General features: G+C 37.8%; 20 protein-coding genes and 1 riboswitch. Of the genes, 7 read left to right on the top strand and 13 right to left on the bottom strand.

All coding sequences use genetic code 11. The features are described from left to right. Positions 1-24: 24 nt before the first annotated feature. The 6 genes from AB3I20_RS09765 to AB3I20_RS09740 form a co-directional block, all read right to left on the bottom strand. Positions 25-843 carry a PRD domain-containing protein gene (locus AB3I20_RS09765; RefSeq protein ID WP_071868582.1) on the bottom strand — a complete coding sequence of 273 codons (819 nt, stop codon included), beginning with the start codon at positions 841-843 and terminating at the stop codon, positions 25-27. A gap of 356 nt (positions 844-1,199) precedes the next feature. Beyond that, the gene (gene ribE / locus AB3I20_RS09760) at positions 1,200-1,670 is read right to left on the bottom strand and encodes a 6,7-dimethyl-8-ribityllumazine synthase (protein ID WP_368027242.1); all 471 of its coding nucleotides are present in this window, start codon (positions 1,668-1,670) and stop codon (positions 1,200-1,202) included. A 14-nt stretch (positions 1,671-1,684) separates the two neighbouring features. Further along, positions 1,685-2,863, bottom strand: a complete 1,179-nt coding sequence (ribA, locus tag AB3I20_RS09755) for a GTP cyclohydrolase II (RefSeq protein ID WP_271027286.1) — start codon at positions 2,861-2,863, stop codon at positions 1,685-1,687. A gap of 16 nt (positions 2,864-2,879) precedes the next feature. Beyond that, positions 2,880-3,476: a riboflavin synthase gene (locus tag AB3I20_RS09750; RefSeq protein WP_368027241.1), complete on the bottom strand. Its 597-nt coding sequence runs from the start codon at positions 3,474-3,476 to the stop codon at positions 2,880-2,882. 1 nt (position 3,477) lies between these two features. Then, positions 3,478-4,536: a bifunctional diaminohydroxyphosphoribosylaminopyrimidine deaminase/5-amino-6-(5-phosphoribosylamino)uracil reductase RibD gene (gene ribD / locus AB3I20_RS09745; protein ID WP_368027240.1), complete on the bottom strand. Its 1,059-nt coding sequence runs from the start codon at positions 4,534-4,536 to the stop codon at positions 3,478-3,480. Positions 4,537-4,654: 118 nt separating this feature from the next. After that, positions 4,655-4,791: riboswitch (FMN riboswitch) on the bottom strand. An 80-nt stretch (positions 4,792-4,871) separates the two neighbouring features. Continuing rightward, entirely contained in the window at positions 4,872-5,891 is a 1,020-nt protein-coding gene (locus AB3I20_RS09740; protein WP_067483194.1) for a PocR ligand-binding domain-containing protein, read from the bottom strand. 171 nt (positions 5,892-6,062) lie between these two features. Between AB3I20_RS09740 and AB3I20_RS09735 the strand changes: the two genes are divergently transcribed. The 5 genes from AB3I20_RS09735 to AB3I20_RS09715 are packed head-to-tail and all read left to right on the top strand — an operon-like array spanning position 6,063 to position 10,423. Further along, positions 6,063-7,199 carry a glycerol dehydrogenase gene (locus tag AB3I20_RS09735; protein WP_067483196.1) on the top strand — a complete coding sequence of 379 codons (1,137 nt, stop codon included), beginning with the start codon at positions 6,063-6,065 and terminating at the stop codon, positions 7,197-7,199. A gap of 16 nt (positions 7,200-7,215) precedes the next feature. Next, positions 7,216-7,614: a dihydroxyacetone kinase phosphoryl donor subunit DhaM gene (gene dhaM, locus AB3I20_RS09730; RefSeq protein ID WP_067483198.1), complete on the top strand. Its 399-nt coding sequence runs from the start codon at positions 7,216-7,218 to the stop codon at positions 7,612-7,614. A gap of 1 nt (position 7,615) precedes the next feature. Beyond that, positions 7,616-8,605 carry a dihydroxyacetone kinase subunit DhaK gene (gene dhaK / locus AB3I20_RS09725; RefSeq protein WP_095803377.1) on the top strand — a complete coding sequence of 330 codons (990 nt, stop codon included), beginning with the start codon at positions 7,616-7,618 and terminating at the stop codon, positions 8,603-8,605. A gap of 33 nt (positions 8,606-8,638) precedes the next feature. Continuing rightward, positions 8,639-9,241 carry a dihydroxyacetone kinase subunit DhaL gene (gene dhaL, locus AB3I20_RS09720; protein ID WP_368027239.1) on the top strand — a complete coding sequence of 201 codons (603 nt, stop codon included), beginning with the start codon at positions 8,639-8,641 and terminating at the stop codon, positions 9,239-9,241. A gap of 15 nt (positions 9,242-9,256) precedes the next feature. After that, on the top strand, positions 9,257-10,423 hold the full coding sequence (locus AB3I20_RS09715; protein ID WP_368027237.1) for an iron-containing alcohol dehydrogenase: 1,167 nt from the start codon (positions 9,257-9,259) through the stop codon (positions 10,421-10,423). 78 nt (positions 10,424-10,501) lie between these two features. On the opposite strand, the gene AB3I20_RS09710 is transcribed toward AB3I20_RS09715, so the two are convergent. Continuing rightward, complete coding sequence (locus AB3I20_RS09710) at positions 10,502-12,325, bottom strand: glucose PTS transporter subunit IIA (protein WP_270607943.1); 1,824 nt, start codon at positions 12,323-12,325, stop codon at positions 10,502-10,504. Positions 12,326-12,574: 249 nt separating this feature from the next. On the opposite strand from AB3I20_RS09710, the gene AB3I20_RS09705 reads away from it, so the two are divergent. Further along, positions 12,575-13,774, top strand: a complete 1,200-nt coding sequence (locus AB3I20_RS09705) for an enolase C-terminal domain-like protein (protein WP_075491855.1) — start codon at positions 12,575-12,577, stop codon at positions 13,772-13,774. Positions 13,775-14,137: 363 nt separating this feature from the next. Here AB3I20_RS09705 and AB3I20_RS09700 read toward each other — a convergent pair whose 3' ends face one another. From AB3I20_RS09700 to AB3I20_RS09675, 6 genes are all read right to left on the bottom strand, one after another. Beyond that, a complete protein-coding gene (locus AB3I20_RS09700; RefSeq protein ID WP_071868572.1) occupies positions 14,138-14,845 on the bottom strand; it encodes a GntR family transcriptional regulator in 708 nt (235 codons plus the stop codon). Between the two features lie 517 nt (positions 14,846-15,362). After that, on the bottom strand, positions 15,363-17,330 hold the full coding sequence (gene nagE / locus AB3I20_RS09695; protein WP_067483212.1) for an N-acetylglucosamine-specific PTS transporter subunit IIBC: 1,968 nt from the start codon (positions 17,328-17,330) through the stop codon (positions 15,363-15,365). Positions 17,331-17,349: 19 nt separating this feature from the next. Then, positions 17,350-18,189, bottom strand: coding sequence for a PRD domain-containing protein (locus AB3I20_RS09690; protein WP_067483214.1), 840 nt, complete (start codon positions 18,187-18,189; stop codon positions 17,350-17,352). A 263-nt stretch (positions 18,190-18,452) separates the two neighbouring features. After that, complete coding sequence (locus AB3I20_RS09685; protein ID WP_071868571.1) at positions 18,453-19,778, bottom strand: 6-phospho-alpha-glucosidase; 1,326 nt, start codon at positions 19,776-19,778, stop codon at positions 18,453-18,455. 21 nt (positions 19,779-19,799) lie between these two features. Then, positions 19,800-21,365, bottom strand: coding sequence for a PTS transporter subunit EIIC (locus AB3I20_RS09680; protein ID WP_067483218.1), 1,566 nt, complete (start codon positions 21,363-21,365; stop codon positions 19,800-19,802). A gap of 46 nt (positions 21,366-21,411) precedes the next feature. Beyond that, on the bottom strand, positions 21,412-22,224 hold the full coding sequence (locus AB3I20_RS09675) for a carbohydrate deacetylase (RefSeq protein ID WP_071868569.1): 813 nt from the start codon (positions 22,222-22,224) through the stop codon (positions 21,412-21,414). A 158-nt stretch (positions 22,225-22,382) separates the two neighbouring features. Between AB3I20_RS09675 and AB3I20_RS09670 the strand changes: the two genes are divergently transcribed. Then, entirely contained in the window at positions 22,383-23,099 is a 717-nt protein-coding gene (locus AB3I20_RS09670) for a MurR/RpiR family transcriptional regulator (RefSeq protein ID WP_368027235.1), read from the top strand. The last annotated feature ends 137 nt before the right edge of the window (positions 23,100-23,236 follow it).

The following is a 23,236-nucleotide window of genomic DNA, read 5'->3' as shown; positions in this document are numbered from 1 at the left end:
TATGCCTGGTCGAACCAGTTACACTCAAATTTCACTTATTTTTTTGATGTGGATTAGCAGATAAAGCAAATCTTCTTCGTCCAACGTCCAACCGTAAGACTCCTGCAAATAATGCTCGATTTTCTTTACGCACTGCGCTTCTTGCACATATTGTGCACGCAGTGTTTGATACAATTCATTTTTTCGATACTCAGTTGTCTCATGGTTAAGTTTCCTAGCAATAAAATATTTAAGATGCGTCACAAAACGTAAATAGTAGAATGAATCTTCTGGGAACTCTTTATGAAAATGATACGTAATAATATTGTTCACATCACTGATAATTTTAATGTAAGGATCTACTTTTTCACGCTCACCAAGACTTGCTTGACTATTGATAAAATGTAAGGCGTAGGCGTGTGCTTCTTGTCTAGGAATTTGTTTACCTGTCTCTTCCGCCAAATAGTTCACCGCCCAATTTCCCAGCTCAAATTCTTTCGGGAAAAACTTTTCGATTTCAATTCGAAACGGTGCACTTAAAGAAATTCCTTGGTCTAAACGTTGCAACATGTAGTTCGTGTGATCCGCAACATTTAAAAACAAAAGATCTGTCGTTGGTAACTGGAGTTCTTGCTCAGCTTTTTTGACAATTTGATGAGAGTAGTTCATGACTTCTAGCGGAAACTGAGCCAAGTTAATCCCATTTAAATTGGAATCATTTAATTGATATACTTTTTCGACTTCATCTTCTGCAATCGTTTTAGGAAATTTTCCAAAGCCAATTCCCACTTCTGCAACAATAACTTCTTTGCCATCTTTCATCGCTAATGCAAAATTGTTGTTGATACTCTTGATGATCTCCAACTCGCCACCTCCAATCTAAGACAATAAAAAAGCCAACATTAATACACTGCTCCCACAGTCTATTACATGCTGGTTGATGCCTGGTCGGACCAGTAACACGCCTTTTATGTGAACATCATAACGGTAACTTCTTCAAAAGTCAATGATAAATGTAACCGTTTTTCGTTTTTATTACAAATGTTATACAATTTTCCTTATTTTTCTATCGAAAATAAGAAAAATTCTGTTATTACAAATACGCATCACTTATACAAGAGCAAGGGTTGAACCTCCTACTGTTTCTAGTCAGTAAAAAGTTCAACCCTTGCTCTTTTTATTCTTTAATGAAGTAAACGAACAAATTAAGACAGCCGCAATCAGTTGTTCTTAATTTGTTGCGTTAAGGAAATCATCTCGAGTAATCCTTGTGCCACGTTTGCCCCATTATTTCCAGCTTTTGTGCCTGAACGTTCAATTGCTTGTTCAATTGTTTCTGTCGTCAGAACACCAAACATAACTGGAATTTCTGATGCTAAACCAACTTGTGCCACACCTTTTGCTACTTCATTACTAACCAATTCGTAATGAGTCGTTGCTCCACGAATCACCGCCCCAAGAGTCAACACACCATCATATTGATTCGTTGCAACGATTTTTTTGGTCATAAAGGGAATTTCAAAGGCTCCTGGAACCCAATAAACATCAATATTTTCTTCTTCTACGCCGTGACGAACCAAGCTGTCAATTGCCCCGCTTAGTAGTTTTGATGTAATAAATTCGTTAAATCGTCCAATAACAATCCCAATTTTTTTCGTTTGTCCATGAAAGTTTCCTTCAAAAGTATGCATTGTTTTCTCCATTCTCAAATTGATAGTAAGTGATGAAATCTTGTTTTTTTCGTTTGTAGATACGTATAGTTTTCTTTTTCTGGCGGGATCTCAAGCGGCACGCGTTTAACGACCTCAATTCCTTGTTCCATCAACTGTGTCACTTTTTCTGGATTATTCGTCAATAATTCGATTCTCTGAATACCCGTTTTCTTTAACATTTCTACCGCAAATTGGTACGTTCGCTCATCTGGCTCAAATCCTAAAGCAAGATTCGCATCATAAGTATCAATACCTGTTTCTTGTAGTTGATAAGCCAATAATTTATTTTTTAAACCAATGCCTCTGCCTTCTTGACGTAAATAAAGAATAGCGCCTGTTCCTCTTTCCGAAATCATCCTCATAGCTTCATGAAGCTGGCCGCCACAGTCACAACGGTGGGAACCAAATACATCGCCAGTCAAACATTCAGAATGAATACGCACGAGTAAAGGTTCTTCACTCTTTCGCACATCACCTTTTGTTAGCAATAAATGTTCTTCACCAGCGTTGTCCTCAAACAAAGTTAATTCAAAGTCACCGTATGCTGTAGGTAGTTGAACAGTTGGTCGTTGCTCTTCCAAATATTGTTTCAACTCTTCGACAGTAATAAGTGGCATCTGCCAGCTATGCGCCAAAACTTTTAGTTGCTCCAAACGTGCCATTGTTCCATCTTCATTTAAAATCTCACATATATAGGCAGCTTCTGATTGATTGGTTAATTTTGCTAAATCAAGTGCAGCTTCCGTGTGTCCTCTTCGCTTCAAGACGCCGCCTTCCTTGCCTATCAACGGAAAAATGTGGCCTGGTTGATGGAACATCGTAGCTTTCGTTGTTGTTTGCCCTAAAGCTTTGATCGTCTTTGCTCGATCGTAAGCAGAAATACCAGTTACCGTTGTTTCATAATCAACACTGATCGTAAATGCCGTACCAAATGGATCGGTATTTTTTTGGACCATCTCCGTTAACTGTAGCTGCTTGGCACGTTGAAGAGAGATTGGCGCACAAATGAGTCCTCGAGCAAATTTAGTCATAAAATTAATTGTTTCTGGTGATACTAAGTTTGCAATCCCAACTAAATCTCCTTCTGCCTCCCGACTTTCATCATCTGCTACGATAATTAAGTTTCCTTTTCGTAATTCTAGTAAAGCTTCTTCAATTTTTTTATGGTTCATCTCTCTTGTCCTTCTTTCACCACTTAAGAATTCCTTGTGCTTTTACATACTTGCCTAGTAAGTCAGTTTCAATATTGACCAACTGTCCTTGAACCAGTTTTCCTAAATTCGTTTGTTCTTTTGAGTGTGGAATCAAGCTAACCGAAAAGGTCTGCTCGGTCACTGCTGTAACAGTTAAACTAACACCATTGATTGCAATCGATCCTTGCGGGATAATTTCACCTTTAAAAGTACCCGGTAATCCGAAAACAAAAACAAAGGCATTTTCTTGCATTCTTTTTTGTAGCAAACGAGTCGTACCATCTACGTGCCCGGTTACCAAGTGTCCTTCTAGTCGTCCGTTATAAGGCAATGCGCGTTCCAAATTGACCGGATCTCCGACTTTCATTTGCGAAAAAGTCGTTCGCTGATACGTTTCTGGCATCATTTCCACACAGAATCGTTGATTGTTGATTGCAATAGCCGTTAGACATGTCCCATTGATAGCCATACTGTCTCCAATTCGATAATTTTCTAACAATTGTTCAGACGCTTCGCAAGTAAGTTCGATTGTGTGTCCATGTCGTGTAATCTTAGTCACTTTTCCCTGCTCTTGAATCAATCCAGTAAACATTTTATACTCTGCTCCCCACGATTTTTATTGTGTTGTCTAACGCTTGGACTGTGACATTGTTCAATTCTGTTACTTTTTCAACATGTCGACCAGAGGACATACTCGCAACACTATCACCACCTAAAATTTTAGGTGCAACATAAGTAATCAGCTCTTCCCAACACGCACTTGCCAAAAAAGCATCATGGATTTTTGCACCACCTTCAACATACACAGATTGGATCAGTCGTTCTCCTAATTTTGTTAATACCTCGGAAATCAAAACTTTCGGCAGATAAATTACCTCAACATGTTTCGGTAATGTCCGACAAATTTCAGACTGTTCTGTAAAAATCAAAACTGGCGCTGTTTCATCTTGAAAAACAGCAAGATTTTCGTGTTCGAACACCCTTCCTCGTCGATCTAAGATTACTCGATAAAACGGAAAATCGTTTATCGTACTTGTTAACTTGGGATTGTCAGTCAAAATAGTTTGACTTCCTACCAAAATTGCTTGGTAATTCGCCCTTTCTTCGCGAACTTTTTGCACCACATATTCACTTGTTAATCTGGTTCGTTGGTTCAATAATGCTAACTTTCCATCTAATGATATTGCTTGTTTTAGCGCAACAAATGGCCGCTTCTTTTCAAAAAAATAATTGTAATGTCTGTTTAAATTTCGAACCTCTTCTTCTAACACACCAACTAAAACATGAATCCCATGATCTCGTAGTTTTTTTATTCCCTGACCAGACACTATAGGATTAGGGTCTACTTGTCCGACTACTACTTGCCTGATTCCAGCAGCAATAATTGCCTCTGTACAAGGTGGTTGTTTTCCGTGATGGTCACAAGGTTCTAGAGTGACATAAATTGTTGAATTGAGTAGTTTTTCGGGAGTATCGCATAAATAATCAATTGCTACTTTTTCCGCATGCGCATCGCCATATGCTAAATGTGCGCCGACTGCTAGGACTTGATTGCCTTTCACAATGACTGCACCGACTAAAGGGTTCGTAAATGTTTTCCCACGCCCTTTTTCCGCTGCTAGAATCGCTTTTTTCATAAATCGTTCATGCAAATGAATTCCTCCTTTCCAAACAAAAAAGCCCCGTGTAATTACACGAGGCTCATAGTCAAAATAAACTCAAAGAAGCACGACAAAAAAAGGGACACTTTTCCCGTCATTTTTTCGATAAGTTTTTCTTCTCCCATCCAGACTTTAACTGTCGGTTCTAGATTTTCACTAGATCAACCGCAAACTATTGCGGGTCACGGACTTCAAGTTAGACTTGTCACCGTCGGTCGGGAATTACACCCTGCCCCGAAGAAACATATTCAATTAACAAAAAAAGCATAACGTTCAAAAAAAAGAATGTCAACTGCTTTTTTCTTGTGCTTGATTCGCGACTTGCTTCAATCCATCGGAAAATGTTTGTGTCGCTTACGGTAATTCAATGGTGTGATTCCCTTGATTTTTTTGAATGAACGTACAAAGTAACTGGCCTCAACATAACCTAATTGATCACTAATTTCGCTGATTGTTAAATCTGTTGTCCTCAATAATTGTTCCGCCCAATAGATTTTTAATTTCGCATAAATTTGACTGAAAGGTTCTCCAAACTCTTCTTTCAACTGTCGGCTTAAGTAGCTTGGACTCAAATTCGTTACATCGGCTAACATATTTAGATCGACATGACTTCCTTTATTAGCAAAAATCAGATCAATTGCAGGTTGCAGCATTTTATTTTTGGCTAGATACCTATCTTTTTCTGTCCCTAATTGGTTTTCCAATAAAGATTGACGAATGTCTGCTTGCACTGTTTTTAAATCAACTGATTGATCCGGTACTTCTGCTTTTTTTGAAATGCGGAGTGTCTGCTTATACGCTTTGATTAAATAATCTTTTTTGATTGCTTCCGTTACGATGTATTCGCTTAAACTTTCTAACATTACAGCTGTTCTCTGCAAATCAGCCAAGGTAAACTGGGGATATTGTTCAAATAATTCGTGATGTTCTTCTTTAAATGCTTCCAATCTTTCTTGGTCTTCTACTTGTAAAACTTGTTCTAACTTTTCTTGTCCATCTATTAGCAGAACTTCTCCAGCCATGATTGCACCAACATATTGATTATCAACCATAATTGGGATTGCCATATCAACAATATTAAAATGACAACGGTAAATAAACGGCTCTCCTGTTCGAACAGCTTCCAGGCCTCCTCTTGAATCACATTTTTCACAATAAACAGCCAATTCAGGGTGATTACGTACTAACTGGCAAAAAGGTTGAACTTGGCTGTGTTTCGTAATTGGTCTACCCCGATAATCTACTAAAATAATGGCCAAATGTGTAGCGAGGGCTAGACTTTCTTGAACTTTTTCCCATTTATCTAAATCTAAAACTTGTTCGATATCAAATAAAGTTGTGCTCATTTTCTCACCTCTAGTTAGTAGTATAGGACGATTTTCTAAAAATGACAAAATAATCCTATTTCACAAAATACTTCAACACATTCTCGAAAGAAAGCGGTATCAAAGTTCAATGATTCTTTGATGATAACGCTTTATGCTATAATAGTAAACGATAACAAGGAGGAACTACTGATGAGAAAAGCACTAATTTTACCAACCAAATATGTACAAGGTGAAGATGAATTACTGAACTTAGGTTACTTCGTATCGACTTTTGGGTCTTCTGCATTACTGATTGCAAACCCGGCTGATGTGGATCGTATTCGACCACAACTAGATGCTACCGCAGAGAAATTTGGCGTATCATTTATTGAAGGCGGTTTCAGTGGTGAAGTCACTCGAGCAGAAACAAAACGATTGCAACAAGTAGCTAAAGAACAACACACTGATTGCATTATTGGTTTAGGTGGCGGAAAAGCGATTGATGCTTCAAAAGTTGTAGCTGAGGGTGAAAAACTAATTATTGTTCCAACAATTGCAGCACAAGATGCGCCAACCTCTCACTCGGCTGTTTTGTACCATGAAGACGGTTCATTTGACGACTATGCTTACTTTAAACAAAGTCCAAGCGTTGTCTTAGTGGATACAAAAGTGGTGGCAAAAGCACCTACTCGTTTCTTGGTTGCTGGTATGGGTGACGCATTATCAACTTATTTTGAAGCACGTGCAACGCATGATTCTTATTCCCGCGTTAACGCAAGTTTGCCAATGGGTTCAAGAGAAGGATTAACTCCTCCGGCTAGTGGCACTTATGCTGCCTTAGCGATGGCAAAATTATGTTGGGAACATTTACAAGAAGACGGCTTGAATGCAAAAATTGCTTGTGATGCGAATTTAGTGACTGAATCATTGAGTAAAATTGTCGAAACAAATATTTTGTTATCTGGTTTAGGATTTGAAAGTGGTGGTTTAGCTGCAGCTCATGCCATTCATAACGGAATGACTGTTTTACCTGGTGCACATAGTTACCTTCATGGTGAAAAAGTTGCTTTTGCCACCTTAACTCAGTTAGTTCTGGAAGATGCAAAAACGGAAGAAATGAATGACGTCATGGACTTCATGGCTTCTGTTGGATTGCCATTGACGCTAGCTGATCTAGGTGTGGATCACATTACTTATGAAGAAGCACTTGAAGTAGCAAAAATCGCTTGCATTCCTGAAGAATCCATTCATTCAATGCCGTTCCCAATTGTTGTCGAAGATGTCGCAAACGCTCTAATCGTCGCTGATCGAATTGGACAAGCCTACAAAGATAGAATGCGTAACTAAAAAGGAGTTTTTTGGAATGAAAAAAAGTATCTTACTCGTTTCTCATAGTCAAATGATTACAGATGGGCTCAAAGAAATGATTGAGCAAATGGGCAAAAGTGAGAATGTCGTGCTCTTTTCCCTGGGTGGAACTTCTGACGGAGAATTAGGTAGCGATCCAACCAAAATTGTAGATGCAATCAATGAAGCAACTGATAGTGATATCTTTTTTGTCTTCGCTGATCTTGGCAGTGCTGTCTTAAGTGCTGAACTTGCATATGATTTATTAGAACCAGAACAACAAGAAAAATATGTGTTAGTTGATGCCCCCTTAGTTGAAGGAGCATTCGCAGCTGGAATCACAGCAAGTGTTTCTGACGATCCCGACCATATTGTCAATGAAGCAAAGCAGGCAGCAAAGAAAGGTTGGAAATAAAATGAAGAAAATCATTAATGAACCACAAAATATTATCGAAGAAATGCTTGAAGGAATGGTAAAAAGTTATTCAACACTTGTTCATCGCGTCGATGATTCCAGAGTAATTGCTAAAAATCAAACAGAGAATGCACAAGTCGGATTAGTTTCTGGTGGCGGAAGCGGACATGAGCCTGCACATGCTGGTTTTGTCGGTGACGGAATGTTAAGTGCAGCGGTTTTAGGTGATGTCTTCACTTCTCCTACACCAGATCAAATCGAACGCGCTATCGAAGCAACCAACCAAGGCAAAGGTGTTTTATTGATTGTTAAAAATTATACTGGTGACATCTTGAACTTTGAAATGGCAAAAGACTTAGCCGAAATGAACGACATTCCAACAGAAATCGTTGTTGTTGATGACGATATTGCTGTAGAAGACAGCACTTATACCGCTGGAAAGCGTGGTGTTGCCGGAACAGTTCTTGTTCATAAAATCTTAGGTGATGCTGCACGAAGTGGCGCTTCTTTAGCAGAATTAAAAGAGCTCGGTGAAAAGGTTGTCCAAGCAACCAAAACGATTGGCGTTGCTTTAGCAGCGGCAACTGTCCCTGAAGTTGGAAAACCTGGTTTTACTTTAGCAGAAGATGAAATCGAATTCGGCGTTGGTATTCATGGAGAGCCAGGATATCGTCGCGAAAAATTACAACCTTCAAAACAATTAGCACAAGAATTAGTTGAAAAATTAGTTCAGGCTTATCCAGAAACGCCAAAAAAAGTTGGTGTCTTGGTCAATGGTATGGGTGGCACTCCTTTAATGGAACAATTTGTCTTTATAAATGATGTGTTAACTTTACTTGCGGCTAAAGATATTGACGTTGATTTCCACAAGGTTGGGAACTATATGACCTCTATTGATATGCAAGGTCTTTCTCTAACATTAATTGATTTGACGACACCAGCTTGGACGGAAGCTTTAACAAGTCCAGTTACAACCATTTCATGGGGCTAACTTAAGAAAATGTTTGACTAAAGGAGAATGACAATGGATTTAACAGTCGAAAAAATACAAGCATGGTTGAATGATTTTTCTCAAGAAATCGAACAAAATAAACACATGCTTAGTGAATTAGATACGCCAATTGGTGATGGTGACCATGGAAACAATATGGCTCGTGGCATGGCAGCTTATCAAGAAGCATTTGCTGCACAACAACCAAAAACCATTACTGATACATTTAAAATCTTAGCTATGTCTTTGATTTCAAAAGTTGGTGGAGCTTCTGGTCCGTTGTATGGTACGGCATTCATGAATTTTGCCAAAGCAACAAAAGAAGTTACTGCCATTACAAATGAAGAACAGCTAGGTGAACTTATACAAGAAGGATTGAACGGGATCCAATTACGTGGAAAAGCCAATGTAGACGATAAAACAATGGTCGATGTTTGGGCTCCTGTAGCTGAAATACTCAAAAAAAATCAACCTTTAACAGTGGAAGAAATCACAGCTGCCAAAGAACATACAAAAGAGTTACAAGCCAAAAAAGGACGCGCTTCTTACCTTGGTGAGCGTTCTATTGGCCATATTGATCCGGGTGCTGCTTCCAGCGCTATTTTGTTCCAAACGTTATTACCTTATCTTAACTAGAAAGAAGCAACTGACATGAAAACAAATTATGATTTTATGATGCCTAGCGTCAATTTCTTTGGTCCTGGGGTCATTGCCAAAATTGGTGAACGTGCAAAATTGTTAGGCATGAACAATATTTTGATTGTAACTGATTCTTTTTTACATCATTTAAAAGATGGACCTGTCAAACAAACAGAAGAAAGCTTACGATTAGCTGGGATTTCTTATACTATTTTTGACGGTGTCGAGCCAAATCCTAAAATTCGTAACGTTCAAGCCGGAGCTGCGATGTATCAAGAAAATAATTGTGATAGTATCATCACTGTTGGTGGTGGTTCTGCCCATGATTGTGGTAAAGGAATTGGGATTGCCCTGACAAATGGTGAAGATCTTGCAAAATTAGCTGGAATCGAAACGTTGACCCAACCATTACCACCACTGATGGCCGTGAATACCACCGCTGGAACAGCTTCTGAAATTACACGACATGCCGTGCTAACAAACGAAGATACACATTTGAAATTTGTCATTGTTTCGTGGCGAAATGTACCTTTAGTTTCTTTCAATGATCCATTGTTGATGCTTGATGTTCCAAGTAAATTAACAGCAGCTACTGGAATGGACGCTTTGTGTCACTGTGTAGAATCTTACGTTTCAGAAAATCGTAATCCAATTACAGATGCTCAAGCAATTCAAGGAATGAAATTGATTGGCCAATATTTACGTCGAGCAGTTGCGAATGGTCATGATGTTGAAGCACGTACCAATATGGCTTATGCTTCTTTACTTGCCGGAATGGCATTCAACAATGCCGACCTAGGTTACGTTCATGCGATGGCACATCAATTAGGTGGTCAATATGATGCCCCACATGGCGTTTGCTGCGCTGTGTTAATGCCGACTGTTGAACGTTGGAATATGATTGCTAGTCCAGAACGCTTTGCTGATATTGCTACTTTCTTAGGAGAAAACATTACTGGATTATCTCCAATGGAAGCAGCTGAAAAGGGAATTCATGCACTCGAAAGAATTTCTGAAGATGTTGGTATCCCAACAAATATCAAATCAATTGGGGCAGACCCAAAAGATTTTGAATTGATGGCTGAAAATGCGTTAAAAGACGGCAACGCCTTTTCAAATCCACGCAAAGGTACAAAGTCAGACATCGTTGAATTATTCACCCGTTCTTACGAAGCCTAATTTTTACTTAACAGAGAAAAAAGGATGAAGCAAAACGAAATAACGTTTTGCCTCATCCTTTTTCGTGCATAAAATTGATTAATTCAAAACAACTTTTTCTAACAATTCACCAGATTGATGCGTGCCATCCAACCTTTTTTCACCATGAAGTGTCACTACGCGCTCCATGTTCAAGATGATGACCATGACTATTGTTGATTTTTTTTGCGTGCGAATATAATCTAAATCCATCTTTGCAATTTTTGTTTTACTTGAAACTTTATCTCCAGCTTGAACAAATAGCTCAAATCCTTCGCCATTCAACGAAACTGTGTCGATTCCCATATGAACCAAAATTTCCACGCCATTAGTTGTTTTGATTCCAATCGCATGTTTAGAAGGAAAAATTGTGGTAACAACTCCGGATACTGGCGCATAAATTTCACCATTGATCGGCTCAATAGCAAATCCATCTCCCATCATTTTTGTCGAGAATACTTCATCGGGAACATCCTCTAAAGGTACATAAGCACCTTGGGCTACCGCATGTAAATCAACTTCATTGGTTACAAAATCTTCTGTTTCTTCTTTTGGTACAAGTAGATATGTCACTAGAAACGAAGAAACTAAAGCAATCAAAATACCTAGCACTGCAAAAATAAAATATTGCCCAATGTAGGCCGGCAAACTAAAAATACTCGACAAAATATAACCATAAATTCTAACCCCAAAAAAGCTAATGAATGCTGAAGCTAAGGCACTACCAATCGTAGCCGCAGCAAAAGCTTTCTTATACTTCGATAAAATACCAAATAGCGCTGGTTCAGTGATTCCTAAAATACCTGAAATTGCTGAAGATAAGACAAGTGTTTTTTCTTCTTTTGTCGTTACCTTGGTATAAATTGCTGCAGTTGCACCAGTGATTGCCATGTTCGCCATAAACATCATTGGCATCAACATATCATAGCCTTGATTTGCAAAATTTTGTAACGCAATCGGGGTCATTGCATGATGAAGCCCCGTAAATATCGCGATTGGGCGAATTGCGCCAACGACAATTCCAGCTAAGATCGGTGATATTGCAAATAGCCCTTCTACCCCACTTGCCAATAAGTTTCCTAGAAAAATACTGATGGGTCCAATGACCGTTAACGAAAGTATTCCTGCAATAAATAATGACAACGTTGGCGTGAAAACAGTTCGTAACACTTGCGGTAGAACTTTGTCGACCCAACGATAAATATAACTTAATGCTAATACGGCAAAAATAATTGGAATAACTGTTCCAGCATAATTAAATACAGGAACTGGAACTAAGCCAAATAATAAGAATTGAGAGACTTCTCCTTGTGCAACAGCTGCCGTCATAGTTGGAAATTGCATAGCTGCTGCAATCGCAATTGCTAAATACTGATTCGTTTGAAAAATTTTCGCAGCAGATGCTGCTACAAAAAATGGCAAGAAAGTAAACACACCGCTTGCAATCATATCAATAACCAAATAGGAATCTGTTTGATTTGAAAGTACATTCAATGCTACCAATCCAGCCATCAGTCCCTTGATCATCCCAGCACCAGCAATCGCCGGCACCAGCGGACCAAAAACTCCAGAAACCGTATCCATAAACAATGATACAAGTCCCTTCTTTTCACCTGAATCAACTATCCGTGTTTCCTCCAACCCTAATTCCTTTGCCAATGGACGAAAATAGTCTGCGACATCCGTTCCAATAACTACTTGTAGTTGGTCGCTCTGATACTTTGTCCCAACCACATGTGGAATTTTTTCTAACGCCTCATAATCAACTGCTTCAACTTTTTTTAAGTTAAATCGTAAGCGTGTCATACAGTGCCAAGCATTATTAACATTCTCTTTTCCACCAACAGCTTCAATGATTGCTTGTGAAGTTTCTTTATGATTCATTTCCCGCTCCTCCTTGTTTGCGTTTACACGAGCTATATTAGCATGGAGACATCTCGTTGTAAAACCAGTCCTATTATACAAATAACTAACAAAAAACTTTATTTAACAACATTTTCAAACAAAAAAAATGATAATTGGACTGATTTTTAAAGCTATACGATCTTTTTTTTAGACCAAATTGACAGCGCTATAAATGACATGTTTTACTAACTACGAAGCACAAGATTATTTTCTATAGGAGTGAATATAATGACACCAACAATTATTACGAACATAAAAAGTTTTGCGATCAAACCAGATCGGCATAATTTATTAGTGGTCAAAGTTGAAACAAATAAGGGCGTTTTTGGCTTAGGTTGTGGTACTTTTCAGTTCCGCCCACTAGCTGTCAAAACTGTTGTGGATGACTACCTCAAACCTCTACTTATAGGGCGAGATGCAAATCAAATTGAAGATCTTTGGCAAATGATGAACGTTAATTCTTATTGGCGAAATGGTCCAATTACTAATAATGCAATTTCAGGCGTTGACATGGCTTTATGGGATATCAAAGCAAAGTTAGCAGATATGCCACTCTATCAACTACTAGGCGGAAAAGCACGCACGGCAATTCCCGCATACACACATGCAGTTGCTGATAATATTGACGATTTATTCAGTGAAATCGATCGTTTCTTGTCTGATGGATACCAGTATATTCGTTGCCAATTAGGTTTTTATGGAGGTAATCCAAAAAATTTGCAAACACCTGAAAATCCAATCGCTGGTTCTTATTTCAATCAAGAAGAATACATGGATACCACACTAAAAATGTTTGCTACCATTCAACAAAAATATGGTCATCGATTTCAGATGCTTCATGATGTTCATGAACGTCTTCATCCAAATCAGGCGATTCGTTTTGCAAAGGCTGCTGAACCTTATCATTTATTTTTCCTAGAAGACCTTTTGCCTCCTAATCAAAATGAATGGCTTACACAACTCAGAAATCAAGCTTCTACACCTATTGCTACTGGGGAACTATTTAATAATCCAATGGAGTGGCAAGAACTTGTACGAAATCGAATGATCGACTATCTGCGTGCACACGTTTCTCAGATTGGTGGAATTACACCTGCACTAAAATTAGCTCATTTTTGTGATGCAATGGGAATTCGTATTGCTTGGCATACTCCATCAGATATCACACCAATTGGCTTAGCTGTAAATACACATTTAAATATTCATCTTCATAATGCTGCTATTCAAGAAAATATTGATGTGCCAAAAAATACACAACAGCTTTTTGGGCATATTCCTCAACCTAAAAATGGTTTCTTCTATCCAATTGAAGAAGTCGGCATTGGTGTTACATTTAATGAAGAACTAGCGGCTGAATTTCCGGTTGTTTATCGACCGCATGAATGGACACAAAGTAGGACGCCAGATGGGGCAATTGTTACGCCGTGAGAAAGGTTGTGAGAGAAGTGCTTAGCTCCAATAAATAAGAAAAAATTACCAGAAATTGCTTCCCAAATTTTTGAGTAATTTAGGCTTATTTGGAAGGAGTTACTTCTTGAACACCGAGGAAAAGGTTGTGGCGCAAAACGCTCAGCTCCGACAAGATAGTAAGCAGGCACTCAAAATAGCTTCTCATATTTTGTAGTGAATGCAAACTATCTTGTCAGAGTTGTTTTGGGAACACCGTGAATAAGGTTGCAGCATAAAGCGGTTAGATTTGAAAAAAACAAGTACCAACAAAAAAATTCAAGATATACACTAAGAGGCAAAGACAATTCAACTGATTGTCCTTGCCTCTTTCTCATTAGCTCATCAATCAATTCTTGATTGATGAATCATTCGATCAAATGGACGAATATAGGTAACCGAGTAATCAATAGCTGTAATCTCACTATATTCAAAAATCCGACCATCAGCCAATAAAGCTCGATTTTTGATTTGCATTGCTGGTGTTCCTCTTCTAACCATTAAAACTTCTGATTGTGCCTTTGTTAAAGTCACTGGTGTGTAGTTACTAATATAATGTGAAATTCGGTACCCTTCTTTTTCAACAAAGCGTTGAATCGAATGTTCGACTACTTCTTTTGTTACTTTAGGGAACAATTTAACTGGCAACAATGATTTTTCTAGTTGCTCAATTTTATAGTTCACTAATCGAATTCGCGAAAATGACCAGATTTCTTCTCCAACTTCTAATTGAAATAGTTGACACTCTTCACTACTTGCTAAACGTTTTTCTAACGTCAACATTTTAGACTCTATTCGATCATAAGGCGTGCGTGTCAAAGAATTAAATATCAATGGGTTCTTAACCCATTTTTCGTGAACAAAGATTCCTGACCCTTGAACGACGCGCACAATTCCAATCTCCTCTAAGCTTTTGATTGCTTGTTGAATCGTAAAACGAGATACTTGGTATTTTTGTGCGAGTGTTCGTTGGGCAGGCAACTTACCATCCTTGAACTCTTCTTGATAAATTTTACTCAGCAAATCTTGAACAATAAATTCCTTTTTTTTCATAAAAAAACTCCTCATCCATACATGATGACAACTCATGATAAGCAGACCTATCTTTCATTTTTCCCAGTTATTTCTTCTAGTATAGCAAATATTCACACGTTTTATTATTCATCAAAAAAAGGCTACGACAAAAGTCGCAACCTTTTTTAGTTACATGAGTTGATTCAAAGTGACTCTTCTATATAGATATAACTTACATTTACTACAAAGCATTGGAAGTTACTTTGAGTGCCTGCTCATTATCTAGTCGGAGCTAAATGTTTTGCGCCACAACCTCTATTTACGGTGTTCCCAAAGCAACTTCTTCGGCAATAAGTCCTCTTTTCTTAAAATATGGAAAACTATTTTTAGAAAAGCATTCTTATTGCTTGAAGCTAAACGCTTTGCGCCACAACCTTATCCACGGTGTTCCCAAAGCAACTTCTCGAAATAACTCACAACTGGTCAAAAATATGAAAAACTATTTTTGGCAGTTGCTCTTTATTCTTTCGAAGCGAACCGCTTTGCGCCACAACCTCTATTTACTCGTTACCGTCCCAATAATTTCGTTCACTTCACCATCTTGGCCAGTTGTTACTGAGAATGTATCGATTTTATCTGGATTTGTAAAGACAACGATCATGTCAGCTTCTTTACCACTTGCCTTCAAACTTGCTAGATTGACTTTTGCAAGCATTTGTCCACGTCCCACTTGTTGTCCTTCTTTAACAAAGACAGTGAATGGTTCACCATTTAATTGAACAGTATCGATTCCCATGTGAACTAAGACTTCAATTCCAGAGTCAGTTACTAAACCAATCGCATGTTTTGTAGGAAAGACACTTGTCACTTTCCCAGCAACTGGCGCAAAAATTTCGCCTGATTCAGGAATAACTGCAAAACCGTCACCCATCATTTTTTGTGAGAACACTTCGTCACCGACTTCAGTGATTGGAATCACTTTCCCAGTAGCTACAGCATATACATCTTGTGTTTGTGGTCCTTCTGGTTTGCTGATTTCTTCGGTAACTACTACTGTCCCAGCTGATTGGCTGACAGGACTTCCATGTAATTTACTCATTTCATCTGCTACAAATTGAACCTCTGTTCCAACAATAACTTGGATATTTTGATCATCAATTACTTTCAATCCCGGAACACCAGTTGCTTTGATTTTTGATTGATCAACTTGTTTTGTATCTTTCACTTGTAAACGAAGACGTGTTGTACAGTTATCAATTGATGTCACATTGCTTGCTCCACCAAGAGCCGCATAGATGCTATCTGCTAAAGCAGAAAACTTATCGTTACCAGTTGCTAAATCAGGCGTTTCTTCACCTGTACCTTCTTCGCGGCCTGGTGTCATCAAGTTAAATTTCTTGATAACAAACATAAAGGTAACATAGTAAACGACAGCCATAACCAAACCTAGTAAAATCAACATGTATGGTTTATTCGCAATTGGTACGCGTAAACTCAAGAAGAAATCAATAAAACCAGCACTAAAGTTAAATCCTGCTGTCCAATGGAAAAGTGCTGCTACAAACATTGAAATACCTGTTAAAGCTGCATGAACAACATACAGTGGCCAAGCAACAAACATAAATGAAAATTCTAGTGGTTCAGTAACACCAGTAAAGAATGAAGCAAATGCAGCTGCTAACATCAATGAAGCTGTTTGTTTTTTCTTCTCTGGACGAGCACATTGATAAATGGCTAACGCACCTGCTGGCAATCCAAACATCATTACTGGGAAGAACCCAGCTTGATACATTCCTGTAATTCCTTTTGTTCCTTCACTTGCCCAGAATTTACCAATATCATCAATTCCTGCAAGGTTGAACCAGAACACATTGTTCAACGCATGATGCAAACCTGTTGGGATCAATAGACGGTTAAAGAAACCATATAGTCCAGCACCGACTGCTCCCATTCCAGAAATTAATTCACCAAATGAAACAAGCGTATTGTAAACTGGTGGCCAAATAAAAATCAATAATGCCGAAATCAAAGTCATTACACCAGCAGTTACAATGGGAACTGCGCGCTTCCCGCTAAAGAAAGATAAAGCCATTGGCAATTTTACTTTACTAAAACGATTGTACATTGCTGCGGCAACTAGCCCAGCCAAAATCCCAATAAAGACATTTTTGTTGTTAATTGCGCCAAACGCAATGTTTACTTGTTCAACATCAACTTTTGTGAACAATGCAACTGATGCACTACTTACCAAAGTCATCGGTGTCAAGAAAGCAACCAACCCTGCCAAAGCAGAAGAACCATCTTTGTCTTTCGACATTCCTAATGCCAAGCCGACCGCGAACAACAATCCTAAATTATCTAAAATCGTACTACCAGCTTTAATTAAAAAAGCCGCCAAAATATTATTGCCACCCCAACCACTTGGGTCAATCCAATAACCAATCCCCATGAACAAAGCTGCTACAGGTAATGTTGCAACTGGCAACATCAATGAGCGACCCATTCTTTGCATATAAGCTTTCATCTTTTTCTCTCCCTAATTTTTAATCACAAACGGCGCTACGTAAGCGTTCAATGTGGATTGCTAAGTATCCCATTTCCTCACTCGTAATCGACATTTGATATTGTTTAAGTAATAAAACACGAATTTTTTTCGTCATTTCATAACTTGCTATATATTTTTTCTTGACCATTTTTAAAATATCTTCATCCAAAACAGCGTACTGCTGGTTCTTATAACGTTGTAATAATAATCTCAAGTGATTTGCTAAACGCGTGTAGCTCAAAGACATCTCTTGCGTATGCAAATCAACCTCAAGCTCTGCTTCGATTAAACGAATCACATCTGAAATAATTGTCACCTCTCGAATACTTCGATGATTGTTCAATTGATTTCTGCGACTCGAATGAATATGAATGGCAATATAGCCTGCCTGATCGTAAGTAAATGGCACATCTAACGTTTTCGTCAAATGTTCTACTGCCCATTGTGCAATTTGAAATTCTTCAGCGTACAAAACTTCGATTTCTCGTAATAGTTTGTTACGAATCACGATACCATTTTTCATATTTTCGGCAGCAAATGCGATATGGTCTGTTAATGCAATCAAAATATGTTCATTCAACGGCTCCATTAAAATCGTTTCTGCATGCTGAATGATTTCCTCAGCTGCAAATAAATATTTTTCATCAATTTGATTCAATAAGTTTTGCAAACGAAGTTGTCCTTCCGGTTCCATGACAAAGAGGCGCTCGATGTCCTTCATAAAAATAAGGTCATTTCGTTTCTTCTCAAAGCTGATTCCTTTTCCAATTGCAACTTTTTCTTGTCCGTCATCGTCTACCAACACAGCATTTTGATTAAAGATTTTTTTGATTTTCATAATGAGTTCCTTTTCTGCAGAAATAGGTTTTTGATTTCACAACTAACAATCATTTTCCAGAAATTTTTTGGCCTAAAGAATTTCCAGACAAAAGAAAAGCATGGAAAAATCACCTGGAAAATTGCTCTCCCACGTCATCTTTCCATGCCTAGTATGATCTAGTCACATGAAATCAATATTGTTAACAATTAAATTGTATAGACCAAATAGTATTTTGTCAACCGCTTTCTTTATTTTTTTATTTTTTGCGTTTGACAGTTGCTTTAACTTAACTCTGGCCAGAACTCTTTGTTTGCTTCGTGAAGCTCATCTAAAACTTTTTTACCCACTGTATAGTTAGGAATTGTTTTATTTAACATAACTGCTTCTAATGCTGTTTGATACGAACCTGACAAAGCTGCATCGACTGTCATTTTTTCGTAAGCTTTTTGCATCTCCATCAGTCCTTTTTGGAAAGTTGGTATGTGTCCGACGGTAATTGTTTCTGCCCCCATACTTCCCACATATGCTGGAACTTCGATTACTGCTTCTGGATCAAAATTTGCGATTGAGCCCTGATTTTTTTTGTTGACCGTAAAGCGTTCGCGCGTATTGTGGATAATCGCATAGGCAATATCCACAATATAATTTCCGTGGACACCCGCGTGTAAGCTTGAATCTTTGGCACTGCCATTAGCAATCACACGCCGACATTCTTCGTAAATTCGTTTTTCACGACCTTGCATTACGTAATCGCCACGAGTAAACGAAGGATCATCATGCACAATCATTTCGTCTGGTGTTAAATAATACTGCAAGTAGCAATTTGGGAAATATTCTGGGAACCGTTTGAATAAACTAATCATCTGACGATAGGTATCGATCCAATATTGATCTTCTTTCGTTTCATCATTTGATTGTAATAATGTATCGATTTTACCAGAAAGAACGTCTTCTCTTAAGATTGGTAAAAGGTCTGTTCCTGTCTCATCAATAATATTCGTCCACCAACCAAAATGATTCATTCCAAAATATTTAAAGGTTAAGTCACGTAAATCTTTATTGAAATATTTAGCTATCGCACCTTCAATTGAAATCGGCATATCACAAATACACAATACATTTGCATCAGGAAATTCTCGATAGATTGCTTCTGACAAAATGGCTTCTGGATTTGTGTAATTGAGAATCCACGCCTTTGGACAAATTTCTTTTACCTTTCGAATAATTTCTAACACTGCTGGAATCACACGCATAGCAAATGAAAATCCACCTAGTCCACAAGTTTCTTGCCCAACAACACCATTGTTAAGACAAATTTTTTCATCAATTGCACGTTGTTTGTTCAAGCCTGGTCTAATTTGCATGAATAAGAAATCAGCATCAACTAATGCTTCATCAATGTTTGTTGTATAACTAACTGCCACTTTTGAACCTAGTTCTTGATAGTACATTTTCGTATATTGGCCAAGTAGTGACACTCTTTCTTCATCAATATCATATAAAACTAATTCACTTAGATTCAATTCTTCTGCACGTTTTCGTAAAACTTCTAAAATTCCTGGTGACTGTGTTGATCCTCCACCAATCATTACAAATTTATTTCCCACTGTTTTTTTCCTCCATTTATCTTAATTATTCATTTCTTTTAGATGAGTCAGATACGCTTCTACTTTTTCCCGTTCTTCTTCTACACCCATCCCAATAATAATCTGGATATGCTTTCCTTTATCCACAATACCTGACGCCTTCACTTTTTGTTTCAGTAAGTCGATGTCAACTTTTTGTTCATCTTTTACATCTACTCGTAGACGCGTATAGCAGTTAACGATGCTTTCAATATTTTCCGCACCGCCTAAACCAGCAACAATTGTTTGTGTTTGCGGCTCAAATTCGCTATCGATACCTGTTGTAACAACTGTTTCATCAAGTGCCGCAAGTTGAGCTTCACTTTTCTCGCGTCCTAAAGTCGGAATATCTAAACGAACAATCAATTGCTTAAATACGACATATTCTAAGACAGCCGTTGCAAGAAACATAATTGGAATCAAGTACTGATGACCTAGCCGACTTGGAAATGCAAAGCTGTTGATAATCATATTGATGCCTGTATCAAATTGGATATTGATACCCACTAAATTTGTAAAGAATAAGCTTAGTCCGTAAACAACTGAATGTGCTAACCATAAAACAGGTGACAAGAATAAAAATAAAAATTCTAATGGTTCAGTCACACCCGCTAAAAATGCCGTTGTAACCATTGGAATTAAAATAGCCGCAACTTTTTTACGATTCTCGATTCTAGCTGTTTTCCAAATAGCAAAAGCAATCCCAATAGGCAATGAAATCGAACCAAAATTAGATAGATAACCAATAGATGGATGCATTGATGTGATTTGACTAGCATTCCCCAATTCTGCCAGCCAAATATTGTAAGCTCCTTCATAAACTTGACCTGCAATTTCGGCGCTTCCCCCTAATGGTGTATAAAAAATCGGCATCCATAAGAAATGATGTAATCCAAGTGGTAGCAATAAACGATTTAAGAAACCATAAAAGAAAAATCCGGCTGAGCCAGCAGTTGTTGTTGCCTTAACTAAGCTTTCAACACCGAAATTAATCATTGGCCAAACATAAGTAATACCCATTGCAAACAAAATCGTAACAAAGACAATCAATAAGTAAACAGACTTTGTCCCAGAGTAAGGTGAAAGATACCGGTGCAACTTAATCTCACCAAATCGATTCACCATCCAGCCAACCATCACTCCTAATGAGATTCCTAAAAAGACACCCATGTCTGTGACTTGAATCCCGAAGACCATTCCTTGACCAGTTCCATAAAGACCTTGTTCACCTGCGGTTGCCAAACGATCAGTTATTGTTAACCATGAATTATTTGCGTATAAGAAAAGCAAGTAAGTAATAATTCCTAAAATGGCGGCATCCGTTTTGAACTTTGGTTTTGCTAAAGCTGCAGCAATCCCCACACAAAAAATCGCACTTAGCTGGCCAATCATACCTGAAGACAAAATATTAAATACAAAATTCCCGACATCTTTGGTGAAAGTTGGCATCATCTCAAGTTTTAAGATTGCACAGACAGACAAAATAATCCCTGTAACAGCCATGAACATCACTGGTTGGATAATTGCTTTAGAAAAAACACTAGCCGACTTCATAACTTTCTCTTTCATTCTATTTCTCCTTTTTTAGTTTGGCTTTATGCTACTAAGCTACTTGCTAATGATTGACAATCAAGTGACCTGCTGAGATCTCTTGATAATTACACAACGTGATCTCTTGCTCATCCAATAAATTTTTTAATTGTTCAGCACACAAAATGGCAACTTCTTTGGTTCGTTGAAGATGAAAACTTGAGCCAAAGTATAACGACTCATCAACAAATGCTGGATGAACCATCAATTCAGTCACCTCATCATCTTCTACTTGTTCCACTACTGATTGGATCTCGGCCAAACAAGCAGCCATATTTTCAGCAAATGATTGATTCAAATCACGAATCGAAGGATAATTCATCAAATCAAGAAATCCACTGATATTTTTTTGATAAGGTAAGTTGATTTGTTTTTCCAAATCAAATGCGTTTCGAAAACATAGCTGGTATTTTTCAGCAATTCGTTGCGTAATCGCTAAATTTTCTGGGAATGTATGCACATGATGATGGCTATCTAAATGGGTTAGTTTCAAACCATTTTCCAACAAGTAATCGATTTGACTTGACCATTCATGGAAAATCTCTTCTTCTTTCATAAGCGGACGATTTTTTTTATAATCTTCCAAATGATAAAATTGCCCTTCTTCATTTGTTAATGACGTTGCAGGTGTCAATGGTTGCCCGCAAGTCAATACAAGATGCCCACCTACGCCAAGTCCCTGATTCTCTTTTGCAAGCTGAATCGCTCCGTCTCTTCCTGACATGTTCGCCATCAAAGTAGTCGAAGTTAATACCCCATCTTGATAGGCTTTGATAATTCCTGCGTTGACAGCTGCAGAATAACCAAAATCATCTGCATTGATAATTACTTTTTTCATGCTTAACCTTCTTTCATCAAAGAAAATAGATTCATACAATTGTATTTGCTTTCTTTATAGCCATAGTATAGTATCTTAATAAAGCGCATACAATGCTTATTTAACAGGTTGGCTCCGTTTTCACACACTGAAAATATTTTCAAGAGAGGAACTATTCAATGACAAAAATTTATTATCTTAATCGTTTATTCCCAAATAACTCATTTCATTCAGACGATGAACGAATGATTGAAAAAATTGTCGAAGCAATCCATAGTGATGAAAACTTAGATATTCGCAATATTGCCAAGATCAATTACACCTCGCCTTCATCAATCAGCCGTCTAGCTAAACGAGCAGGATTTAATAATTTCAAAGAACTTATTTTTTTTCTTTCCAATAAGTTTTCTGCCTCTTCAGTCAATCAAATCGAAGAACTTTCTTTTGTGACAACTAATCATGGGTGGGAAAAAATTGATTGTTACTTCAATGAAGCTTTTTCTGAGAGAAAGATTTATCTGTTTGGCGAGGGATTTTGCCAGTTCCTCGTTGATTATACTTACCGAAAATTATTACTAAAAAAAATTTATGCAATCGACTTAGAGGGAGTGGAAATTAGCCTCGTTACTGACGAAACCCCTCATACCTTGATTACTTTTTCTCAATCTGGTGAAAATCAAAATGGTTTAATCAAGATGAACGAGTGCAAAAATTACGGTGGACATGTTATCACGATTACGGCTAACGAAAACAGCAGTTATGCCAAAAAAGGAGATCTCTCATTTCTAGTCGAAAGTGGTACTGTTGACTCTGGACCAGAAAATCAACAACTGAATTATTTTTTCGGTAATGCTTTAAATTTGATTGAGTATCTGATTGCTCGTTATGCCAATTGATAACACTACTAAATTTGCTATTGTTTCTATTCACTTGTTGAATCAACGCATGGATTTTTACCAATCAGCGATGCAAAAAAAGGACGCTAATCTTGTACCCACTTCCAAAACATTAGATTTTTAATCTATTTTTTTGG

The sequence above is a fragment of the Enterococcus sp. C50 genome, assembly GCF_040887505.1.
GTDB classification, from domain to species: Bacteria; Bacillota; Bacilli; order Lactobacillales; family Enterococcaceae; genus Enterococcus_B; species Enterococcus_B thailandicus.
This window is presented reverse-complemented; position numbering and strand designations above follow the sequence as displayed.

What these genes read in the sequence shown, in the direction of transcription:
- ribE (WP_368027242.1), bottom strand. Translation starts at nt 1,670, where the DNA reads ATGCATACTTTTGAAGGAAACTTTCATGGACAAACGAAAAAAATTGGG.
- ribA (WP_271027286.1), bottom strand. Translation starts at nt 2,863, where the DNA reads ATGAACCATAAAAAAATTGAAGAAGCTTTACTAGAATTACGAAAAGGA.
- AB3I20_RS09750 (WP_368027241.1), bottom strand. Translation starts at nt 3,476, where the DNA reads ATGTTTACTGGATTGATTCAAGAGCAGGGAAAAGTGACTAAGATTACA.
- AB3I20_RS09740 (WP_067483194.1), bottom strand. Translation starts at nt 5,891, where the DNA reads ATGAGCACAACTTTATTTGATATCGAACAAGTTTTAGATTTAGATAAA.
- AB3I20_RS09735 (WP_067483196.1), top strand. Translation starts at nt 6,063, where the DNA reads ATGAGAAAAGCACTAATTTTACCAACCAAATATGTACAAGGTGAAGAT.
- dhaM (WP_067483198.1), top strand. Translation starts at nt 7,216, where the DNA reads ATGAAAAAAAGTATCTTACTCGTTTCTCATAGTCAAATGATTACAGAT.
- dhaK (WP_095803377.1), top strand. Translation starts at nt 7,616, where the DNA reads ATGAAGAAAATCATTAATGAACCACAAAATATTATCGAAGAAATGCTT.
- dhaL (WP_368027239.1), top strand. Translation starts at nt 8,639, where the DNA reads ATGGATTTAACAGTCGAAAAAATACAAGCATGGTTGAATGATTTTTCT.
- AB3I20_RS09715 (WP_368027237.1), top strand. Translation starts at nt 9,257, where the DNA reads ATGAAAACAAATTATGATTTTATGATGCCTAGCGTCAATTTCTTTGGT.
- AB3I20_RS09710 (WP_270607943.1), bottom strand. Translation starts at nt 12,325, where the DNA reads ATGAATCATAAAGAAACTTCACAAGCAATCATTGAAGCTGTTGGTGGA.
- AB3I20_RS09705 (WP_075491855.1), top strand. Translation starts at nt 12,575, where the DNA reads ATGACACCAACAATTATTACGAACATAAAAAGTTTTGCGATCAAACCA.
- AB3I20_RS09700 (WP_071868572.1), bottom strand. Translation starts at nt 14,845, where the DNA reads ATGAAAAAAAAGGAATTTATTGTTCAAGATTTGCTGAGTAAAATTTAT.
- nagE (WP_067483212.1), bottom strand. Translation starts at nt 17,330, where the DNA reads ATGAAAGCTTATATGCAAAGAATGGGTCGCTCATTGATGTTGCCAGTT.
- AB3I20_RS09690 (WP_067483214.1), bottom strand. Translation starts at nt 18,189, where the DNA reads ATGAAAATCAAAAAAATCTTTAATCAAAATGCTGTGTTGGTAGACGAT.
- AB3I20_RS09680 (WP_067483218.1), bottom strand. Translation starts at nt 21,365, where the DNA reads ATGAAAGAGAAAGTTATGAAGTCGGCTAGTGTTTTTTCTAAAGCAATT.
- AB3I20_RS09675 (WP_071868569.1), bottom strand. Translation starts at nt 22,224, where the DNA reads ATGAAAAAAGTAATTATCAATGCAGATGATTTTGGTTATTCTGCAGCT.
- AB3I20_RS09670 (WP_368027235.1), top strand. Translation starts at nt 22,383, where the DNA reads ATGACAAAAATTTATTATCTTAATCGTTTATTCCCAAATAACTCATTT.